Here is a 20674-nt window from a genome sequence, read left to right on the forward strand (position 1 = left end):
AACAAAAAGACGAACTATAAAAAATTACCCATAAAAATAATTTACACCTTGTTAACTAAAATGCTTGCATTCAAAAATTTCTTGTGCTATAATTCGTCTTGAGGGTGAGATATGCATAAAAAAGTATTTTCAAGCATATTGACTTCTTTGTTTCTAAATCAAATGTTATAAAAACATTTATGTGCAACCTTTAATCAGGTGGATTCACTAACTAGTGATTCGTTTTTTTGCGTTTGATAATGATGGAGCAGTCAACTGTCAGCTGGCAGTATTTTCGTGAAATTCTTTTTTATGAAGTTGTGCACAAAAAATAAATTCCCCCCACAAAAAAATAAAGTGATGTTGGTCACTTTGGAGGTTTAATTAATATGAACAATCGTTTCAGACTCTTATCAAGATCTGTTGTAGCGGCTGCGGCTATTATTCCAGCATTTGCTCTTGCGAATAATGCTCAGGCTCAAGATTATGGTTATAACTACTATCAACCAGGTTATAATTACTGGAATGGTGGTTACAACAATTATAACTATGGTTATAACAACTATAATTACCGTAACAACCGCAACTACCGTTACAACAATTACAACTATGGTTACAATAACTATAATTATGGCTATAACAACTATAACTACGGATATAACTACGGTTACAATGGCTATAATTATGACTATGGTTATAATAACTATTATCCAGGCTATAACAACTGGAATTATAACTATAGCAACAACTACGGATATAATGGTTGGAATAACTACAACAATCTGGCAAATGATGAGAACTATATTTACTGGAATGGTAACCATTACTACCGTATGACGGATGGTTCTTACCGCATCTATCGTGATGGTGAGTGGAAACCATTGACAAATACTAACAATAACAGCACATCCAATAACAACTTGGAAAACGATCCGAATTATCGTTATGAAAATGGTTATCATTACTATGTATTAGATAATGGTGATTATTACTATTATAAAAATGGTAAGTGGGTGTTTGTTAAGGATTCTGCTGATAACTCAACTAATCCAACAACTCCAAGCCAGCCGGAAGAACCAAAACCAGAAGTCCCAACTCCGACACCAGCGGAACCAGAGCAACCAACTCCAGCTCCAAATGATAGACCGGAACAACCAACAACTCCAGCAGAACCAAAACCTGAGGTACCAAGTGTTGATTTGCCAGAAAATCCTCCAATTAACGGTGCAGAAGGTGAGCTTGATCCATTTGCTCCGAAACCAGAGCAACCAGCAGAACCAAAACCAGAAACTCCGACAACACCTGCTGTGCCAGAGACTCCTGGTTTGGTAACTACTGATAAACCAAGTGAAGATCAAATTCCTCCATATGTTGAAAAACCAGCAGAAGGTCTTGAACACTTGACATGGGCACCGAATGGAAGAGCTCCAAAAATTATCTACCCAACTGGAAAACCAGGTGACAAGGCTCTTGAGTCAGATCCTAACTATTACTTTGATGGTTCTACCCATTATTACCGTATACCATCTGACTCAGAAGCTAATGGATACTCTCCATATTGGAAATGGTTTGGTGACAAATGGAAACTTCAAGGTATGACTGATCCAAATGATCCAGCTCTTGATCCAAAACTTCACGAAAACACTGCTGATGATGAATACATGTACAGTGATAAAGATTCTAGCGTGAAATTGTACTCAACTAACCTAGTGACAACTGCTAAAGCAGGTCAACCGCTGCCATTCAAGAACGTTGAAGAGTTCAAGAACTACGTTATCGAAAAGATGAATCCTAAGTTCCTTGATAACGCAGGATGGGATGCCAAAGTTGAATGGGAAATCGAAGATCCAGAAATCTTTGAAAAAACCAAAGAAAACCCATATGCTAAGGATTATGTCTTGATTGCAAATCTTAAGAGTGGTGTTGAGGATAAGAAATACAGTGATGTAGAATTTGGTTATGTTAAGTTTGTTTACCGTGTTGAAGCAACAAACGATACAAACTATGACTATGTTTCAAAAGCTAAAGAAGCTTTCGCTAAAATCAATGAAGAGCGTAAAGCTCAAGGCTTGAAAGAGTTGACATGGTCAGAAGACATTTATCAAAATCAAGCACTTCCAAAAGTAAATGAAATCTCACGTCAATACGATAGCTCAGGCTTTGTTGGACGTCGTGATGAAGATGCATCTGTTGTCGTTAAGAAATGGGCTAACAGCGGTCTGAGAGAATTGCTTCTTGATCCTAACGTAACTGAAGGTGCAGTAGCGACAGTTGTAGACGGAAACGGTGTTTACTACTGGGCTTACAGCTATAAATAATAAGGAATTGCATTCTTAAATATCTGTGCTCTTAATCTTTGGTTACATATAAACCACACTCCAAAAGTTGGATTTTAACCGTCTGACTTTTGGAGTTTTTTTGTTGAATTAACTAGGAAGCAAAAATAGCGTTTGTGAATAAATTTTAGAGTTTTAAAAAGCAGAAAGAAACTTTTGGGTACAAAAAAAGCACCGATTGGTGCTTATAATTATTTGAGACCGTATTTTTTGTTGAAACGATCCACACGTCCATCTGCTTGAGTGAACTTTTGACGTCCAGTGTAGAATGGGTGTGAGTCTGATGAAATTTCTACACGGATCAATGGGTAAGTTTCCCCTTCGAATTCAACTGTTTCGTTTGAACGCTTAGTTGAACCACTAAGGAACTGGTAGCCGGTAGAAGTGTCCATGAAGACAACTGGGCGGTATTCTGGATGAATATCTTTTCTCATTTTACAAAAATTTCCTTTCTGCCATGGTCTCTTTGCGAGCCATAGATTAGTTACTTTGATAGTTTATCAAATTCTGATTGATTTGACAAGACTTTTAGACTAATTTCTTACTTTTTTGCCAATTCTTTCATCTCGGTGTAGATTTGCTCAATTTCTTCTTTAGAAAATGCATTGGCTCCGCTAGCTAGGGGGTGCCCTCCGCCGTGATGATTTTTAGCAATACCGTTGATAGGAATAACCTTGCTGCGCATGCGGACACGGTAGTGACCTTCAGGCTGCTCAACAAAGATAGCCCACAGACCGACTTCTTCAATTCGTCCAGGTGCCCCGACGATGGCTGCTGTGTCAGCATCGGTCAGTTGATAGGCTTGTAAAACTTCCTGAGGCAGAATGACACGCGCAGTTCCATTTTCATCTATTTCCAATTGCTCATATACATAGCCCTGCAGTTTAGCTACTTGGCGGCTGATAGAGTCCATTTTGCGAGACAAGGCTGATAAGTCGAAATCGTACTGGCGTAGCTTGGCAGCTACTTCGAATGTGCGGGCGCTAGTAGAAGGATAAAGGAAGCGGCCAGTGTCTCCGATGATACCAGCATAGAGGAGTTCTGCAGCTTCCTTGCTCAAGTCTAAGTCATTTTCAAAGGCAAAGAGAGCAATCATCTCACTGGCACTGCTAGAGCTTGTATCAACTAGAGAAATATCTCCGTAAACCTCATCGTCAGGATGATGATCGATTTTGATTAGGAAGTCGCCTGTCGTGTAGCGTTGGTCGTCAATACGGGCTGTATTAGCGGTATCACAGATGATGACTAGGGCCTCTTGGTATTCTTCGTCTGCGACTTGGTCCATTTGTGCTAGCCACATGAGATTGGGCTCATCGTAACCTGTCACTTTGATTGTCTTTTCTGGGAAGTGGTACTGAAGCAGCTTTTGCAGTCCGACCTGACTGCCAAGCGCATCGGGATCAGGCCTCATATGGCGATGGATGATAATAGTATCATATTCTTTGATCTTACTTAAAATATCATGATAAAGAGTCATAAATAACCTCGTCAACTTTCTTTACCCATTGTAGCATAAGAGTTTTTATTTTTAAAATAAAAAAGATATGATATAATGAGAGCAGATTAGAATTTGGAGGAAACTATGACCTTAGCGAAAATTGTATTTGCCAGCATGACTGGAAACACCGAGGAAATTGCTGATATTGTGGCGGATAAGCTAAGAGAACTGGATGTAGAAGTTGAAGTGGACGAGTGCACCACTGTCGATGCAGAAGATTTCTTGGAAGCAGATATTGCAATTGTGGCGACCTATACCTATGGTGATGGTGAGCTGCCGGATGAAATGATGGACTTTTACGAAGATTTGTCTGGTTTGGATTTATCTGGCAAGGTCTACGGAGTGGTCGGTTCGGGCGATACTTTCTATGACGAATTCTGCAAGGCTGTCGATGACTTTGATGCTGCCTTTGCTGCTACAGGAGCAGTGAAGGGCGCGGAAAGTGTTAAAGTTGACCTATCTGCGGAAGATGATGATATTGCACGCTTGGAAGCTTTTGCAGAAGGCTTGGTTAATAAAGTTTAAAGTGATAAATAGAGGAAACGGCTGCGGCCGTTTTTATTTTGCGAAAGTGTTATTTTCTGACAATTCTCATGATTAGGAGTATAATGTAAGTAAGCGCTATCCGTCAGATAAAGGAGGAGTCCCTATGAAAGAACGCGAATATGCCTTTGGCTTTCATGATGATGTCAAGCCGCTCTTTTCGACTGGTAAAGGACTGACAGAAGAAGTAGTTCGAGAAATCTCAGAAATCAAGAATGAGCCCCAGTGGATGCTGGACTATCGTCTGCGCTCCTTGGAACTCTTTCATAAGCTGCCGATGCCCGACTTTGGCCCTGATTTGTCAGGGATTCGCTTTGATGATGTTATCTACTACCAGAAGCTAAGCGGAGATCGGGCTCGCAGTTGGGATGAGGTCCCAGAAGAGATTAAGAAGACCTTTGACCGCTTGGGAATTCCAGAAGCCGAGAAGCGTTTTCTATCTGGAGCTGTGGCTCAGTATGAATCTGAAGTGGTTTACCACAATATGAAGGAAGAGTTTGCCAAGCTGGGGATTATCTTCACTGATACGGATACGGCTGTTCAGGAATATCCGGACTTGGTTAAGCAGTATTTTGGTACTGTGATTTCAAATGCTGAGCATAAATTCTCTGCTCTTAATAGTGCAGTTTGGTCCGGCGGAACCTTTATCTATGTGCCTAAGAACGTCCAGTGCCAAGTTCCTGTTCAGACCTATTTTCGTATTAATGGGGAGAATGCCGGCCAGTTTGAGCGTTCATTGATGATTATTGAGGAGGGCGGTTCCATCCAGTATATCGAGGGCTGTACAGCACCGACTTACACAAGCAATAGCCTCCATGCTGCAAATGTCGAAATCATTGTCAAAAAGGATGGCTTTTTCCGCTATACGACCATTCAAAACTGGTCGGACAATGTCTATAATCTTGTAACGGAGCGGGGGATTGTTGATGAAGGCGGCACCTTAGAGTGGATTGATGGGAACTTAGGCAGTAAGGTCAATATGAAATATCCCTGTAGCATTCTTAACGGTCGCAATGCAAGGACTTCTGTCCTCTCTATGTCATTTGCAAATTATGGCCAGCACTTGGATGCGGGTTGTAAGGTATTTCATAATGCACCCAAGACTTCCAGTACCTTAATTTCTAAATCAGTGGCTAAGGATGGTGGAAAGACAGACTATCGTGGTCAGGTCCGCTTTGGCAAGAATAGTGCAGGCTCCAAATCTCATATCGAGTGTGATACCATTCTGATGGATGGTGAGTCCAGTTCTGACACCATTCCTTTTAATGAAATCCATAATTCCAATGTCGCGTTAGAGCATGAAGCCAAGGTTTCCAAAGTATCTGAGGACCAGCTCTACTATCTGATGAGCCGAGGCATCAGCGAAGAAGAAGGCACAGCTATGATTATCAATGGATTTATGGAACCTATTACCAAAGAACTTCCAATGGAATACGCCGTCGAACTCAACCAACTCATCAACATGAGTATGGAAGGATCGGTTGGTTAAAAAGGTCCAGTGGACCTTTTTAATCTGCTGATGAGAACTCGCAAAAGCGAGTTCCCTTTAATAAGGTTCGGGGGACTGTTTTAGGTTGCGAATAAGCACTCGGTTGAGCGAGTGCTCTTTAATAAGGTTCGGGGCTCCTTTTTAATCTGTAGATAGGGACTCGGCCCTGCGAATTCCCTTTAATCTAAGGTCCGGGGGACTGTTTTAGGTTACAGATAAGCACTCGGTTAAGCGAGTGCTCTTTAATAAGGTCCAGTGGACCTTTTTAATCTGTAGATAGGAACTCGGTCCTGCAAGTTCGCCTTAATCCGAGGTCCTTGAGACCTTTTTATTTAGAATTGAACTAGAAAATTTTACTATTTTTTGTTATGATAGATAGAATACAAGGAGGAAGTAGATGACATTAGAAGAAATCAGACAGGAAATTGATCAAGTTGATGATGCAATCGTTGCCCTGCTGGAGCAACGCATGAATCTGGTTGGCCAAGTCGTGGCTTTAAAGAAATTAACAGGCACAGCTGTCTTGGATAGCAAGAGAGAAGATGTGATTTTTGCCAGAGTTGCGGATAAGGTTGAAAATAAGAACTACAAGGAAACTGTTGTTGCGACCTTTTCTGACATTTTAAAACGTTCGCGTGAATTTCAGAATAAAAATATCTAATGAAAGAAGTACAGAACTCGATAGCTGTGGCTTTATCTGCGATGGCAGGCGGTTGGCTACGTTACCAAGTAGCGCTCTTATCAGTTTTTGCTGATTCATTTCCGCTGGCTACCTTACTGGTCAATTATTTGGGAACTTTTTTGCTAGTCTATATTATCAAGGGCTATCTTAGCAGTAAAGTTAAGTCCCAGCGTCTGCTTTTAGCGCTTTCGACTGGTTTTTGCGGAGGTTTGACGACTTTTTCTGGTCTTCTGCTAGACAGTATCAAACTAGCAGATTCAGGGCGCTATATAGAGCTTCTTATCTATCTAGTCTTAAGTGTAGGTGGTGGACTTGCAATCGCCCTATGGGCTGGAAAGAAGGTGAAGTCATGATGTGGGCGATGTTAATCTGCTGCGGCGCTGGTGCTCTCGTTCGTTATGTTTTCTCCAAGGTAAATAGTAGATACTCTCTGCCGATTGGGACTTTGTTGGCAAACATTCTAGGTGCTTTTCTAATTGGTTATTTTTATAATCATATAGAAGACAAGCAGCTTTATGTGATTTTAGCAACAGGCCTCTGTGGTGGACTGACGACCTTTTCCACCTTAAATGCTGAGCTGGCAGATCTCTTTTCGGAGCGAAAGAAATTTGTTCTCTATTTGGCTTTGACTTATATCCTCGGATTTTTAGCGATTCTTTTGGGAATTTTCATTTAAACATCTTTACATTTTTAGAAATTTTGATATAATATAGTTTGTGCCTAATGGAAGCACAAAAAACGACTAATCCGCTGCGGTCGTGAACCTTAAGATTAGTAAGATAGGAGTAGAAAAAATGAATCCATTAATCCAAAGCTTGACTGAAGGTCAACTTCGTACTGACATCCCTGCATTCCGTTCTGGTGACACTGTCCGCGTTCACGCGAAAGTTGTCGAAGGAACTCGTGAACGTATCCAGATCTTTGAAGGTGTGGTTATCGCTCGTAAAGGTGCTGGTATCTCAGAAACTTACACCGTTCGTAAAATCTCTAACGGTATCGGTGTTGAACGTACTTTCCCAATCCACACTCCACGTGTTGACAAGATTGAAGTCGTTCGTTACGGTAAAGTCCGTCGTGCTAAATTGTACTACCTTCGTGCATTGCAAGGTAAAGCAGCTCGTATTAAAGAAATCCGTCGTTAAGACGAACAAGGAGGCGGGAGTGATCTCGCTTCTTTTTTTATAGGTCCCCTTAGTTCAATGGATATAACAACTCCCTCCTAAGGAGTAGTTGCTGGTTCGATTCCGGCAGGGGACATTCTAAAAGCAAGCCTGTCTAAGGCTTTTTTCAATACTCTCAGGAGGAAAAGAGATGGGTTGTCATTTTCTCTTGATCCTGACTGAGTCGTTAACGTCAGTTTTGGACGGAGTATTTAGAATATTAAATAAAGAAAGAATAGTCCCTATCGAAAGTCTCACGATAGGGATTATTTAGTGTAGTATTTTAAATCTTAAGATAGAAATAACTATTCCTACTCTTCTACTGCCTAATACTCCCTAGTAAATAATTAAAAAAGCGTTGCATTTTTAGTTGAGTTTTTTTGTATTTAGTTATAAAATAGATTTAATATAATAATCTCTTCTTTGGGGTAGATAAGGTAAATTATGATATTAGCACATAAAGATAACAGAGGGAATAAACAATCTCTAGAAAAACATTCTTTTAACGTTGCTGTTCAAGCAAGGGAAAGTGCACAAGTTATTGAGCAAGGAGACATTTTGTTTTTATTAGGATTGTTTCATGATTTAGGCAAGGCGAGTATAGCTTTTCAAGATAAGTTAGAAAAGCATCCTAACAAACATGTTGATCATTCATCTGCTGGAGCTAGCTATCTCTTTCAGAAAATACAAACTTGTTTAAAACAATCAAGTATTCCTTTAGCAGACAGGGTGCTTTTTCAAGAAATCAGTGCCTATGTTATTTCAGCTCACCACGGTATGTATGACATTCTTCTAGAAGATGAAGGAGTTCAAGCTGAGCAATTTGCATTCAATAAATTAAGGCATAGAATGATAGAATGCATGAAGAATGATTCTTATCAAGAAGATATTCTAGTCTTTGCTCAGGAATTAGAAGATGAACTAAGTACTTTCGGTTACAAAGATTTAAACGATTTAATTGAGAAATCTTTTGCAAATTACCAGCAAGCTTGGTGTAAACTTAATTGGTCTGATGAAAGCGAGAAAGAATATTATAGTAGTTGTTTTATTCGGATGTATTTAGCTTTTTTGAAGAATGCAGATATTTTAGATACTATCAATGCTTATGGCTTACTCATTGAACCTTTAAAAGATGAAGAAAAACAAAAACTAAACGAGTCTTATCTTGAAGCTATTGAGCGAAAATATCGTAGCTTTAGTCATCCGACTACAAGTCTTAATGAAATTCGCTCACAAATTGGTGAGCGAGTTAAGAGTAGGGGTGAAAAAGATTCAACGGGAATATATCGTTTGGATCTGCCAACTGGCGCTGGAAAAACGAATCTTAGTATGAGATATGCCTTTCATCAGTTACTTGATCAAAATAAATCAAGATGTTTCTATATCACACCATTTTTATCTGTCCTGGAACAGAATGCTTCTGAAATTAGAAAAGTAATTGGCGAGGTAGGTGTCCTAGAGCACCATTCTAATGTTGTTAAACAGACTGCCGATAATGATGAAAAAGAAGCTGCAATGTCTGACTATCTAATTGAAAGTTGGGATAGTCAGACTGTTCTTACATCAATGGTTCAATTTTTTCAAACTTTATTTAAAACTAAATCAGCAAATATCCGTCGTTTTTCCAGTTTAGCTAATAGTGTTTTGATTTTAGATGAAGTACAATCGTTGCCTATTGAGGTGACAACTTTATTTAATTTAACCATGAATTTCTTAAATAAAGTTATGAACACGACTATCATCTTATGTACAGCTACACAACCTGCTTATGATTCTACTGCAATTAAACATAAACTTTCTTATGGTGGAAAAAATGGTGAAGCTACTGATATAGTCGAGTTAACTCATGACGAAAAAGAAGTCTTTTCTAGAACAGAACTTAGAAAATTTGATGAAAATAATCAACATTCGAACCTGTCAGATTTAGTAGATTTTGTACTGGAAAATGACGAGTCTATTCTTGCGATTTTTAACACCAAGAAGACAGTTGATAAATTCTATATGATGCTTGAAGGATTGACTGATAGACCTATTTATCAACTTTCGACTAATATGTGTGCTCAGCACAGATTAGATATTATATCAGAAATTAAACAGCATCTAAAAAAGAGAATACCTATTATTTGTATTAGTACGCAACTAATTGAAGCTGGAGTTGACATTGATTTTAATCGCGTCATCAGATCTTATGCAGGAGTTGATTCAATTGTGCAAGCTAGTGGACGATGCAATCGTGAAGGTAAACGTGATAAAGGTCAAGTTACCTTAGTCAATCTTACCGCTGAAGAGGAAAATCTATCACGCTTGAAAGAAATAAAAGCTAAGAAAGACGCCACAGAGCATATTATCCATAAGATCTCATCGCCTATTGAAATGTCACTTTTAAATCGGGATTTTTTTGAATATTATTATGCTAATAATCAAGGTTCAATGGATTATCCTTTATCGCATGGTGAATCAGTTTACGATTATTTAAGTATAAATTCATATCAAGACAGAAATAATTTTAAAGGAAAGTTAAAACAAGCCTTTAAAACTGCTGGTTTGAAGATGAATTTAATAAACAATGACACAATAGGGGTGTTGGTTCCGTATGGAGACGCTATTGAGAAGTTGTTGGTTTTAGAAGAATTGTGTGAATATGATTACCCATCTGTTGAAGACTATCAAACAATAAAAGCCCTTTTAAAGGAATTGCAGCCCTTTACGGTAAACGTTCGTAAGCACGATCAAGTGCTTGAAGCGACAAAACCGTATTTGAATGGGCAAATTCAGATATTGTCAGATGGTTATTATGATGATAAAAAGGGGATCACCTTAGAGTCAGGAAGTTTCCTGATGTAAAAATTAAAAGAAAACAGGCCAACGAGAGTCAGTAGAGGACTTCGTTGACCTGTAATTCAGTATAAATAAGCACTAAATATAATTTCAATCCACATAGATAGCACTATGATGGCTAGATTATATCAAAATTGACTCATATAATCAACAGCTATATTATAAACACTAAATATAGAAAGAAAATAATTGACTTTTGAAGTTTCAAGTGCTAAGATAGGTTTATAGAATCACAGAAGGAGGTTTTAACCTTGTACAGATCAAGAAATTTCTATGCGAGAGTGCGTGGAGATCGAGCACTTTTTACGAATCCTGCAACTAAAGGTGGAAGCGAGAGATCATCGTACTCAGTTCCTACTAGACAAGCTCTGCAAGGCATAGTTGATAGTATTTATCACAAGCCGACTATCACAAATGTTGTTACTGAAGTTAAAGTCATCAATCAAATTCAGACAGAGCTACACGGCGTTCGTGCTTTGCTACATGATTATAGTGCAGATTTAAGCTACGTGTCCTATTTGAGTGATGTAGAGTACTTAGTAAAATTCCATTTCATTTGGAATGAGAATCGTGAAGATTTGATGCAAGATAGGCTGCCTAAAAAGCATGAGGCTATTATGGAACGTTCTATTCGGAAAGGTGGTCGGCGACATATTTTCCTTGGTACGACGGAATGCTTTGGCTTAGTCGAAGAGATTAGTCAAGAAGAGTATGAGAACATCCCTTCTTACTACGATGGCGTTATTATTGATTTAGGCATCATGTTCCATTCTTTTGCTTATCCCAAAGACGAAATGACACCATTAAAATCTTATTTCACAAAAACAGTTATGGATAATGGGGTGATTAAGTTTAAGCCTCAGCCTGAGTGTGAAATTGTAAATACTTTGTCTAGTTATACCTTTAAGACACCTGGCCAAGTTAAGTCCGTTGATGATGAACTTAAGGAATACGATGCTATGGAGAAAGGAGAAGGCTAATGGATTTTTTTACTTCTCTCTTAAAAGCTTATGAAAAAGCAGAAGAAATTGGCTTAGTTGATCAACAAAATGGGGACAATCCTGTTTTGCTTCCACTTTATCATACTAGCTTGAAGTCAAATGGTAAAAATATTATTTCAGTTAAATTAGAACAGGATGGGAGTCTTTATAAAGCAGAAATCATGGATGCTGAGAATCAAACAATCATATTTCCTGTGACCTCAAATTCTGTAGCAAGATCTGGAAGCAATCCAGCTCCACATCCGCTTGTAGATAAGTTTTCTTATTATGTACCAGAGTTGAGTCAATCACAATATGATGATTTTCATAAACAATTAGCTAGTTGGATTACTTATTGTGAGGAAGGTGAAGTCAAGGATTTTTTGATGAAAATTCAGCAGTTTATTCTCCAAACAGATTTTCTAAGTAATATTCTTTACTCTTTATATGGCGAGCATTACCAAAGGGAGGGATTGAAAATCACCTATTCTGACTCTGATGGAAAAAACAAGACTGTTGATTTATCAGCTTATTTCTTAGAGTTTTCAATTGTACAATTTCACGGCTTTAAAGATGAATCAGTGACCAGTTTCAAGGAATTACATCAATCATATATTTCGTTTGTAACAGCTAATCAGGATAATCTGGGAACATGTAATATTAGCGGACGAACGGAGCAAATTACCAATAAACATCGGGGATTGATGGGAACTGCGAAAATCATTTCAGTTAGTAATAAAGGAGAGGCTTATAAAGGGCGCTTTAAAGAGCGGGAAGATGTTTTTAGTGTTGGCTATGAAACTTCAGAAAAAATTCATTTAATGATTAAGTATTTGCTAGAAAATAAAAACAGTAGTACTTGGCTAGGATCGTCACAATATCTCATCAATTGGTTCAGTGATGATTTAGCGAATGAGAGTCAATTGGATATTGTTAAGCCGGTTTTTAATGAATTATTTGAAGATGATGAAGACGAAGAAGATAGTCATGTTTTTATCAAACCGAACGAAGAAAACAAGAATATAGGATCTTCGTTTATTAAGGGGCGAAAATTGTTTGGCAATGATGCAACCTACTATGTTGCAATACTAAATAAAACAAGCAATGGTCGTATCGCTTTAAAATATTTCCGTCAGGTTCAAGTTTCCCAGTTATTGAAAAATCTGGAAACTTGGCAGGAAAATTACTCTTGGGAAGCAAAAACTAAATCTGGAAATTATAAATTAAGAACACCTACTTTTAATGACATAATCAACGCTGCCTACGGTATTGACAGAGAACGTTATTTGGAATTGGACAATGACAGTTTTAAGAGCGATCAATATCAGCAATTAGTAACAGCTTTGATTGATGGAAGATCAATACCAAATACTATTGTTAAAAAATTAGAAGATAACATTAAACAAAGACAGAAGTATTCTAAGCACTGGTATCAAGTACAACAAGTTAGTTTAGCGGTTTTACAAAAACAATATGGAAGGGAGTTCACACCAATGTTAGACCATCAAGAAACAGATCGTTCTTACCTATTTGGACGCTTACTTGCAACTTATGAGTTGTTCGAAGCGCAGCGCTATGCTCTAGATGGCAGTAGCCAAGAACGCATCACGAATGCTGAGCGTTACTGGAATGCTTATACGGGTCAACCAGCCAAGATGATGAATCATTTAGAAAATAAAATTAAGCCTTATGAGGAAGTTTTGAAATTGAATAGACCTGGCATTTGGCATAAATTGGAGAAAGAAAGAAAAGAAATTATTCAACTTTTGACCCCATTGTATGCTAATAAAGAGTTTACGCAACCATTAGATTATAAATTTATCTTTGGCTACTATGCTGAAAAACAATTTTACTACACTAAACAAACTAAAGAAAACGAGGGATAAGATATGTTGGAACACAAAATTGATTTTATGGTGACGATTGAGGTACGTGAGGCAAATGCAAATGGCGATCCTTTATCTGGTAATATGCCAAGAACAGATGCTAAGGGTCATGGCTTGATTTCAGATGTGGCCATTAAACGTAAAATTAGAAATCGTATGCAAGATTTTGGTTGTCCTACTTTTGTACAGGCAGGTGATCGCATTGAGGACGAGTTTCGTTCGCTTGAAAAACGTTTTTCTAATCAATTCACTTCAAAAGATTCAGATACAGAAATTGAAGAAAAAGCTAATCAATTATGGCTGGATGTGCGTTCTTTCGGTCAAGTATTTACCTATTTAAAAAAGTCAATCGGTGTTCGTGGTCCAGTTTCTCTGAATATGGCTAAATCCTTGGAACCAATTGTGATTTCCAGTCTACAGATTACTAGAAGTACCAACGGTATGGAAGCAAAAAATGAAAGTGGTCGTTCGTCAGACACCATGGGAACTAAGCATTTTGTTGATTATGGTATCTATGTCATCAAAGGTTCGATTAATCCAAATTTTGCTGAAAAAACAGGATTTTCTGATGAAGATGCTGAGGTAATTAAGAAAGCACTTATCAGTCTGTTTGAAAATGATGCGTCATCCGCTCGTCCTGAAGGTTCTATGCGAGTAAGAGAAGTCTTCTGGTTTACACATTCTAATAAGTTGGGAAATGTTTCCAGTGCGCGTGTTTTTGATTTGTTTGAATTTGACAAAGAAAAACAGGATAAGGATAGTTATGAAGACTATGCTATCCATCTTAATCAAGAGAAATTGGCAGAATATGAAACTAAAGGAGTGAAAGTTGATATCTTAGAAGGACTGTAATATGGTTTATGCTGAAAGTGAGTATTTGATGTTGTCTGGAATTCAGCATTTCCAATTCTGCAAGCGCCAATGGAGTTTGATTCATATTGAGCAGCAGTGGGCTGAAAACGAAGCGACAGCTCATGGGCAGATTTTACATCAAAAGGCAGACAATCCATATATCAAGGAAAAACGAAAGGATGTCATTACCTCGCGAGCTATGCATGTCTCGTCAAGAGAGCTTGGTCTCTATGGGATATTGGATGTGGTTGAATTCCATAAGGATGAAAAAGGAGTTTCGTTAAAAGGGAAACGTGGCAAATGGCTCCCTGTTATTATTGAATATAAGCGTGGAAAACCCAAAAGGGATACTCGTGATATTGTTCAGTTGGTTGCTCAAACGATTTGTCTTGAAGAAACTCTTGGATGCGAAATCGAGTATGGTTATCTTTACTATCATAGTGTAAATCAAAAGAAGCGAATAGAAATCACTTCTGATTTACGAAAAGAAGTAGCTGAGCTGGCTTGCAGAATGCATCAATATTATGATAAAAAGCTTATTCCGAAAGCTGAATATTTTAAAAACTGTCAGTTATGCTCCTTAGTTGATATTTGCATGCCGCGTCTGAGCAAAAAGGCACGCAATGTTGACAATTATATTTTCCAAGCACTAAAAAGTGAGGATAGCTTATGAAAAAGCTACTTAATACTCTATATTTGACTCAAGATAATTTTTATTTAACGCGTGAAAGAGATAATATCGTTATCAAGCAAGAAGGTAAGGTTATCAGTCGTTTTCCATATCGGATAATTGAAGGCATTGTTTGTTTTTCTTATTTGGGGGCGTCTCCTTCTTTGATTGAACTATGTGCCAAAAATCAGATAAATTTGTCCTTCCATACACCACAAGGGCGCTTTTGCGGTCGATTTGTTGGGCAAACAAATGGGAATGTTTTGCTAAGGAGACAGCATTATCGTTTGGCGGATGAAGAACAATCTCTAGAATATGCAAAACACTTTATTCTTGCTAAGATTTCAAATTCTAGAAAATATTTATTACGTTTCAAGCGTGACCATCGGGATCGGATCGATAGCCGTCTCTTTGAAGAAGTGAATACAGAATTGACGTGGGCATTGGAACAGGTTCAAGCAGCTGAAGACAAGGATTCTCTGTTAGGAATTGAAGGTCAGGCAGCAAACCAATATTTTCGTATTTTTAATGATTTAGTATTAACTGATAAGGAGACTTTTCAGTTTAATGGGCGGACCAGACGGCCTCCGTTAGATTGTGTCAATGCTCTGTTATCATTTGGCTACAGTTTGTTAACATATGAATGCCAGTCTGCTTTGGAAGCAGTGGGGCTGGATAGTTATGTTGGCTTCTTTCATACAGATAGGCCAGGTCGTGCTAGCTTAGCATTGGATTTAGTCGAAGAATTTCGGGCTTATATAGTTGATAGATTTGTATTTTCTTTGATAAATAAAGCTCAGTTAAACAAAAAACATTTTGACTATAAAGAAAATGGAAGTGTCATATTAACTGAAAAAGGGCGTACAATCTTTATTGAAGCCTGGCAAAAGCGGAAACATCAGGAAGTAGAACATCCTTTTACTAAAGAAAAGGTGAAATTGATGTTACTGCCCTATGTCCAAGCACAGTTATTGGCCAAGACAATCCGTGGAGAATTGGAATCCTATCCGCCGTTTTTAATATAGGAGGCAGTTTATGATGGTATTAGTAACATATGATGTGAATACTGAAACTGCGCAAGGCAGGAAAAGACTGCGTCATGTAGCAAAATTATGTGTTGATTACGGTCAACGCGTTCAGAATTCAGTCTTTGAATGCTCAGTAACTCCTGTAGAATTTGTAGAAATAAAGGCTAAGCTTTTGAGTATTATTGACACTGAGTCTGACAGTATTCGTTTTTATTTGCTAGGAAAAAACTGGCAAAATCGTCTAGAAACGATTGGACGTGATAAAAGTTATGATCCTGATATAGGTGTACTACTCCTTTAAATTGCTTAGTGCGGATAGTGGTTGCTCATAAAAAAGTAGGCCTTTCGCGCGAAAAATAAATAAAAACAAGGTAAAAATTCAAAATTCGGGAAGAGTTTTCTTTCCTTGAAAGATAATTTTTGCCTAAAACAGTGCAACTACGCGCTGTCGCTCCCTTCGCGGGAGCGTGGATTGAAATGTGGTGCAGCTTAATTTAAAGGGCTTTTGCTCTTGTCGCTCCCTTCGCGGGAGCGTGGATTGAAATGAATTTTTGGAGTTAATTTATGGAGATTTTGCGTGTCGCTCCCTTCGCGGGAGCGTGGATTGAAATGAGCAGAAAGACTACGAGTTTTTTTATGCGAACGGTCGCTCCCTTCGCGGGAGCGTGGATTGAAATTCGTATTTTTTTTTCTCTAACCCCGTGTTACAGTGTCGCTCCCTTCGCGGGAGCGTGGATTGAAATAAATGCCTATATTATAAAAAAATTGTATAAGAGGGTCGCTCCCTTCGCGGGAGCGTGGATTGAAATTTTAGTGTATGGTCTATATGTTGTTTGTTTTGTTGTCGCTCCCTTCGCGGGAGCGTGGATTGAAATCTTTTATTGATGATGTTATGAAATGGCTTAACTCGTCGCTCCCTTCGCGGGAGCGTGGATTGAAATAAAATACCTGGTTATCTGGAGACAAAAACGTTCGGTCGCTCCCTTCGCGGGAGCGTGGATTGAAATTTATAGAAAGGAGGTTCTATGGAACAAGAACGAACGTCGCTCCCTTCGCGGGAGCGTGGATTGAAATTCAAACTCTACGCAGTTTTCAGGATAAGCTTTGAGTCGCTCCCTTCGCGGGAGCGTGGATTGAAATCACACTGATGATATTCTGAACATCGGGGATACTGGTCGCTCCCTTCGCGGGAGCGTGGATTGAAATACAGTACCAGCTGTCTGATTTCTCAAACGTGATAGGTCGCTCCCTTCGCGGGAGCGTGGATTGAAATTATAATTTACTAACTTACATACATTAAGAATGAGTCGCTCCCTTCGCGGGAGCGTGGATTGAAATATTGGGGAAACAGATAAATTTTTAAAAGAAAGCGGGTCGCTCCCTTCGCGGGAGCGTGGATTGAAATAATACTTATATGATGGATTTTCTTACAACTGTTACGTCGCTCCCTTCGCGGGAGCGTGGATTGAAATCTTTTTCGTGCCACCTACTCGGTTATAAGCCGCTGTCGCTCCCTTCGCGGGAGCGTGGATTGAAATTTTTTTATAAAAAAATAATAAAACAATAATGACATGTCGCTCCCTTCGCGGGAGCGTGGATTGAAATCTGATAATCAGTATATCGTAAAGCCTTAAAATCTTGTCGCTCCCTTCGCGGGAGCGTGGATTGAAATTACCACCATCCATCCAGAGTCATAGTAAACATCTAGTCGCTCCCTTCGCGGGAGCGTGGATTGAAATCTTGCTATCATAATCAGGGTCAAACGAATCAATCGTCGCTCCCTTCGCGGGAGCGTGGATTGAAATATCTTTATTTTTTTACAGAGTAAATTTTTGTTGTGTCGCTCCCTTCGCGGGAGCGTGGATTGAAATACCTGCCTATGATTAGTATAGCAGAATAACTAAAGTCGCTCCCTTCGCGGGAGCGTGGATTGAAATATTGTACTCCTTAACCCACCCTTTATACTCATGATGTCGCTCCCTTCGCGGGAGCGTGGATTGAAATAAGATGTCGCTGTGAGTATGTCAGTTTTCCCTGACGTCGCTCCCTTCGCGGGAGCGTGGATTGAAATATTGTACTCCTTAACCCACCCTTTATACTCATGATGTCGCTCCCTTCGCGGGAGCGTGGATTGAAATAAGATGTCGCTGTGAGTATGTCAGTTTTCCCTGACGTCGCTCCCTTCGCGGGAGCGTGGATTGAAATTTTACTAGTTTTATAGATACTGATTATAAATTTGGTCGCTCCCTTCGCGGGAGCGTGGATTGAAATACACCACCAGCCGCATAGTAATACTCATAGTCCTGTCGCTCCCTTCGCGGGAGCGTGGATTGAAATTTTCAATGCTTGTGAAATGCTCCCTGAACAATCTGCGTCGCTCCCTTCGCGGGAGCGTGGATTGAAATACTTAATGTTACCTTTAAAGTATTCATTTCAACATCGTCGCTCCCTTCGCGGGAGCGTGGATTGAAATCAATTTATATTTTTATTATTACTATCATCAAGACCGTCGCTCCCTTCGCGGGAGCGTGGATTGAAATAACCACTTCATGATATCGTCAATAAACGGAATACCGTCGCTCCCTTCGCGGGAGCGTGGATTGAAATAAAATATGTCCACTTCTCCTGATCAGCAAAAAAATCGTCGCTCCCTTCGCGGGAGCGTGGATTGAAATAAAATCGTATGTCGAAACCGACAAGAGCTTATATGTCGCTCCCTTCGCGGGAGCGTGGATTGAAATAAACATACCTGTAAAATTACTATCATTTTCAAGATGTCGCTCCCTTCGCGGGAGCGTGGATTGAAATAAGGAATTGTATTATTCATTGTAGTTGCTATTTAGTCGCTCCCTTCGCGGGAGCGTGGATTGAAATATTATGAAATAATTGGCAGTCATTGTAAAAAGAAGTCGCTCCCTTCGCGGGAGCGTGGATTGAAATGTGCTGGTGTCTCTGGTATGAAAGCTGTCTTGAACGTCGCTCCCTTCGCGGGAGCGTGGATTGAAATTAACGGCTATGCGCCTCAGTCTCCAACTCGTGATGTCGCTCCCTTCGCGGGAGCGTGGATTGAAATTAGAGGGGTTAAAAAATGATGTAGAGACCATCAAGTCGCTCCCTTCGCGGGAGCGTGGATTGAAATTGGGATGTTGAAAATCTATGGTATGTAAATCAACAGTCGCTCCCTTCGCGGGAGCGTGGATTGAAATGCTATACTCTGTTAAAACGTCACGCGTAGGAGATGTCGCTCCCTTCGCGGGAGCGTGGATTGAAATTTAGAAATCTCTTGCCAGTATCCATTAGCGGTATGTCGCTCCCTTCGCGGGAGCGTGGATTGAAATACCTTGTGAGAAAGATAAAACGAGCTTTTAAAGATGTCGCTCCCTTCGCGGGAGCGTGGATTGAAATTCGTCAAGACGTTGACAGCTTTGTGTGGACAACGGTCGCTCCCTTCGCGGGAGCGTGGATTGAAATGCTGAAGTAGGTACAACTCTTACTCACGACATGAAGTCGCTCCCTTCGCGGGAGCGTGGATTGAAATCTGCAGGCGGCTCCTCAAGTGTTTTCAGAAGAGCATGTCGCTCCCTTCGCGGGAGCGTGGATTGAAATTACGGATACAAAGAAGACGCGGAGCTGGCGCGTGGTCGCTCCCTTCGCGGGAGCGTGGATTGAAATTATTAGACGGCGCCGTCGTTCGGTACTTGCGCAAGTCGCTCCCTTCGCGGGAGCGTGGATTGAAATAGGCAAGTCTAAAACTTGTTCCTTTGTTCGACGTGTCGCTCCCTTCGCGGGAGCGTGGATTGAAATCTTGATTATCGTATGCGTGGATAACTAATTCCGGACCGTCGCTCCCTTCGCGGGAGCGTGGATTGAAATAAAAGCCCTCGTCCCCTCTGGAGCACCAACACCAGTCGCTCCCTTCGCGGGAGCGTGGATTGAAATCACTTGGAAATCGTCTGGTTTCGATTTGCTGGTCGGTCGCTCCCTTCGCGGGAGCGTGGATTGAAATAAAAAGCGCTCAAGAAATTTTTGCTATGCTGGGTCGTCGCTCCCTTCGCGGGAGCGTGGATTGAAATAGCTTAAGGGTCGAGTGGCTAGAGATTATCTGAGGAGTCGCTCCCTTCGCGGGAGCGTGGATTGAAATTATGTCTGAGGTCTTGTTGCCACTGCTCCTAGACAGTCGCTCCCTTCGCGGGAGCGTGGATTGAAATAACCTCAGGAGTAACCATTAAACCACCTTTTTCAGTCGCTCCCTTCGCGGGAGCGTGGATTGAAATAAATCTGAAAAATACAGACTATCAAAGTAGAACCGTCGCTCCCTTCGCGGGAGCGTGGATTGAAATTGTTAACGATGTACCTTATCTTATAGTTGTTGACGTCGCTCCCTTCGCGGGAGCGTGGATTGAAATTTGATGTCCGTAATTTCTGCTATTGTGGCTATTGGTCGCTCCCTTCGCGGGAGCGTGGATTGAAATAACATCAAGAGGATATTTTAAATCCTGATTTAAGTCGCTCCCTTCGCGGGAGCGTGGATTGAAATTGAAAACATGGTAAAAGAACTTTCAAGTCTTGAGTCGCTCCCTTCGCGGGAGCGTGGATTGAAATAATCAGCTTTTAAACGTTATAAGGAGCGTGACCCGTCGCTCCCTTCGCGGGAGCGTGGATTGAAATATTTATTAATTTCAGCACCTCATAAATTTGAATTAGTCGCTCCCTTCGCGGGAGCGTGGATTGAA

At 40.0% G+C, this 20674-nt stretch carries 16 protein-coding genes, 1 tRNA gene and 1 CRISPR repeat array (1 of these 18 only partly in view); of the genes, 15 read left to right on the plus strand and 2 right to left on the minus strand.

Annotated elements, in window-relative coordinates; translation table 11 throughout:
* Window positions 1-368: 368 nt before the first annotated feature.
* Window positions 369-2297, plus strand: coding sequence for a CAP domain-containing protein (locus tag RWS24_RS05490; protein WP_314366033.1), 1929 nt, complete (start codon window positions 369-371; stop codon window positions 2295-2297).
* A gap of 209 nt (window positions 2298-2506) precedes the next feature.
* Here RWS24_RS05490 and RWS24_RS05495 read toward each other — a convergent pair whose 3' ends face one another.
* Entirely contained in the window at window positions 2507-2749 is a 243-nt protein-coding gene (locus RWS24_RS05495) for a type B 50S ribosomal protein L31 (RefSeq protein WP_002895374.1), read from the minus strand.
* Window positions 2750-2856: 107 nt separating this feature from the next.
* Window positions 2857-3792 carry a bifunctional oligoribonuclease/PAP phosphatase NrnA gene (locus tag RWS24_RS05500; RefSeq protein ID WP_268687819.1) on the minus strand — a complete coding sequence of 312 codons (936 nt, stop codon included), beginning with the start codon at window positions 3790-3792 and terminating at the stop codon, window positions 2857-2859.
* A gap of 105 nt (window positions 3793-3897) precedes the next feature.
* Between RWS24_RS05500 and RWS24_RS05505 the strand changes: the two genes are divergently transcribed.
* The 14 genes from RWS24_RS05505 (at window position 3898) to cas2 (ending at window position 16242) form a co-directional block, all read left to right on the plus strand.
* Window positions 3898-4338 (plus strand): flavodoxin, encoded by a 441-nt coding sequence (locus RWS24_RS05505; RefSeq protein WP_060976016.1) that lies wholly within the window; start codon window positions 3898-3900, stop codon window positions 4336-4338.
* 124 nt (window positions 4339-4462) lie between these two features.
* On the plus strand, window positions 4463-5845 hold the full coding sequence (gene sufB / locus RWS24_RS05510; protein WP_314366034.1) for a Fe-S cluster assembly protein SufB: 1383 nt from the start codon (window positions 4463-4465) through the stop codon (window positions 5843-5845).
* A 397-nt stretch (window positions 5846-6242) separates the two neighbouring features.
* Window positions 6243-6506 carry a chorismate mutase gene (locus RWS24_RS05515; RefSeq protein WP_002902979.1) on the plus strand — a complete coding sequence of 88 codons (264 nt, stop codon included), beginning with the start codon at window positions 6243-6245 and terminating at the stop codon, window positions 6504-6506.
* The gene (gene crcB / locus RWS24_RS05520; RefSeq protein WP_314366035.1) at window positions 6506-6880 is read left to right on the plus strand and encodes a fluoride efflux transporter CrcB; all 375 of its coding nucleotides are present in this window, start codon (window positions 6506-6508) and stop codon (window positions 6878-6880) included. Before RWS24_RS05515 ends, crcB (RWS24_RS05520) begins: the two co-directional genes overlap by 1 nt.
* Window positions 6877-7203: a fluoride efflux transporter CrcB gene (gene crcB, locus RWS24_RS05525; protein ID WP_314366036.1), complete on the plus strand. Its 327-nt coding sequence runs from the start codon at window positions 6877-6879 to the stop codon at window positions 7201-7203. Before crcB (RWS24_RS05520) ends, crcB (RWS24_RS05525) begins: the two co-directional genes overlap by 4 nt.
* A 118-nt stretch (window positions 7204-7321) precedes the next feature.
* The gene (gene rplS / locus RWS24_RS05530) at window positions 7322-7669 is read left to right on the plus strand and encodes a 50S ribosomal protein L19 (RefSeq protein WP_314366037.1); all 348 of its coding nucleotides are present in this window, start codon (window positions 7322-7324) and stop codon (window positions 7667-7669) included.
* 43 nt (window positions 7670-7712) lie between these two features.
* Window positions 7713-7784: transfer RNA gene (locus RWS24_RS05535), tRNA-Arg, on the plus strand.
* Window positions 7785-8131: 347 nt separating this feature from the next.
* Complete coding sequence (cas3, locus tag RWS24_RS05540; protein ID WP_314366038.1) at window positions 8132-10531, plus strand: CRISPR-associated helicase Cas3'; 2400 nt, start codon at window positions 8132-8134, stop codon at window positions 10529-10531.
* Between the two features lie 245 nt (window positions 10532-10776).
* The gene (cas5c, locus tag RWS24_RS05545; protein WP_314366039.1) at window positions 10777-11505 is read left to right on the plus strand and encodes a type I-C CRISPR-associated protein Cas5c; all 729 of its coding nucleotides are present in this window, start codon (window positions 10777-10779) and stop codon (window positions 11503-11505) included.
* A complete protein-coding gene (cas8c, locus tag RWS24_RS05550; protein WP_314366040.1) occupies window positions 11505-13391 on the plus strand; it encodes a type I-C CRISPR-associated protein Cas8c/Csd1 in 1887 nt (628 codons plus the stop codon). The genes cas5c and cas8c overlap by 1 nt, the downstream gene beginning before the upstream one ends.
* Before the next feature lie 3 nt (window positions 13392-13394).
* Window positions 13395-14243, plus strand: coding sequence for a type I-C CRISPR-associated protein Cas7/Csd2 (cas7c, locus tag RWS24_RS05555; protein WP_314366041.1), 849 nt, complete (start codon window positions 13395-13397; stop codon window positions 14241-14243).
* Between the two features lies 1 nt (window position 14244).
* Window positions 14245-14916, plus strand: a complete 672-nt coding sequence (gene cas4, locus RWS24_RS05560) for a CRISPR-associated protein Cas4 (protein ID WP_314366042.1) — start codon at window positions 14245-14247, stop codon at window positions 14914-14916.
* Window positions 14913-15938 (plus strand): type I-C CRISPR-associated endonuclease Cas1c, encoded by a 1026-nt coding sequence (cas1c, locus tag RWS24_RS05565; RefSeq protein WP_314366043.1) that lies wholly within the window; start codon window positions 14913-14915, stop codon window positions 15936-15938. Before cas4 ends, cas1c begins: the two co-directional genes overlap by 4 nt.
* A 10-nt stretch (window positions 15939-15948) precedes the next feature.
* Window positions 15949-16242 carry a CRISPR-associated endonuclease Cas2 gene (gene cas2, locus RWS24_RS05570; RefSeq protein ID WP_314366044.1) on the plus strand — a complete coding sequence of 98 codons (294 nt, stop codon included), beginning with the start codon at window positions 15949-15951 and terminating at the stop codon, window positions 16240-16242.
* Window positions 16243-16388: 146 nt separating this feature from the next.
* Window positions 16389-20674: a CRISPR direct-repeat array (repeat unit 32 nt; unit sequence GTCGCTCCCTTCGCGGGAGCGTGGATTGAAAT); it runs 1857 nt beyond the window's last position.

This window comes from uncultured Streptococcus sp. (genome assembly GCF_963528215.1).
GTDB lineage: Bacteria > Bacillota > Bacilli > Lactobacillales > Streptococcaceae > Streptococcus.

Bases quoted from the DNA above. Each gene is read 5' to 3' on its own strand.
- cas1c (WP_314366043.1), top strand. From the start codon at position 14,913: ATGAAAAAGCTACTTAATACTCTATATTTGACTCAAGATAATTTTTAT.
- cas4 (WP_314366042.1), top strand. From the start codon at position 14,245: ATGGTTTATGCTGAAAGTGAGTATTTGATGTTGTCTGGAATTCAGCAT.
- RWS24_RS05500 (WP_268687819.1), bottom strand. From the start codon at position 3,792: ATGACTCTTTATCATGATATTTTAAGTAAGATCAAAGAATATGATACT.
- cas2 (WP_314366044.1), top strand. From the start codon at position 15,949: ATGATGGTATTAGTAACATATGATGTGAATACTGAAACTGCGCAAGGC.
- sufB (WP_314366034.1), top strand. From the start codon at position 4,463: ATGAAAGAACGCGAATATGCCTTTGGCTTTCATGATGATGTCAAGCCG.
- RWS24_RS05515 (WP_002902979.1), top strand. From the start codon at position 6,243: ATGACATTAGAAGAAATCAGACAGGAAATTGATCAAGTTGATGATGCA.
- RWS24_RS05505 (WP_060976016.1), top strand. From the start codon at position 3,898: ATGACCTTAGCGAAAATTGTATTTGCCAGCATGACTGGAAACACCGAG.
- cas3 (WP_314366038.1), top strand. From the start codon at position 8,132: ATGATATTAGCACATAAAGATAACAGAGGGAATAAACAATCTCTAGAA.
- cas8c (WP_314366040.1), top strand. From the start codon at position 11,505: ATGGATTTTTTTACTTCTCTCTTAAAAGCTTATGAAAAAGCAGAAGAA.
- crcB (WP_314366036.1), top strand. From the start codon at position 6,877: ATGATGTGGGCGATGTTAATCTGCTGCGGCGCTGGTGCTCTCGTTCGT.
- cas7c (WP_314366041.1), top strand. From the start codon at position 13,395: ATGTTGGAACACAAAATTGATTTTATGGTGACGATTGAGGTACGTGAG.
- RWS24_RS05495 (WP_002895374.1), bottom strand. From the start codon at position 2,749: ATGAGAAAAGATATTCATCCAGAATACCGCCCAGTTGTCTTCATGGAC.
- crcB (WP_314366035.1), top strand. From the start codon at position 6,506: ATGAAAGAAGTACAGAACTCGATAGCTGTGGCTTTATCTGCGATGGCA.
- rplS (WP_314366037.1), top strand. From the start codon at position 7,322: ATGAATCCATTAATCCAAAGCTTGACTGAAGGTCAACTTCGTACTGAC.
- RWS24_RS05490 (WP_314366033.1), top strand. From the start codon at position 369: ATGAACAATCGTTTCAGACTCTTATCAAGATCTGTTGTAGCGGCTGCG.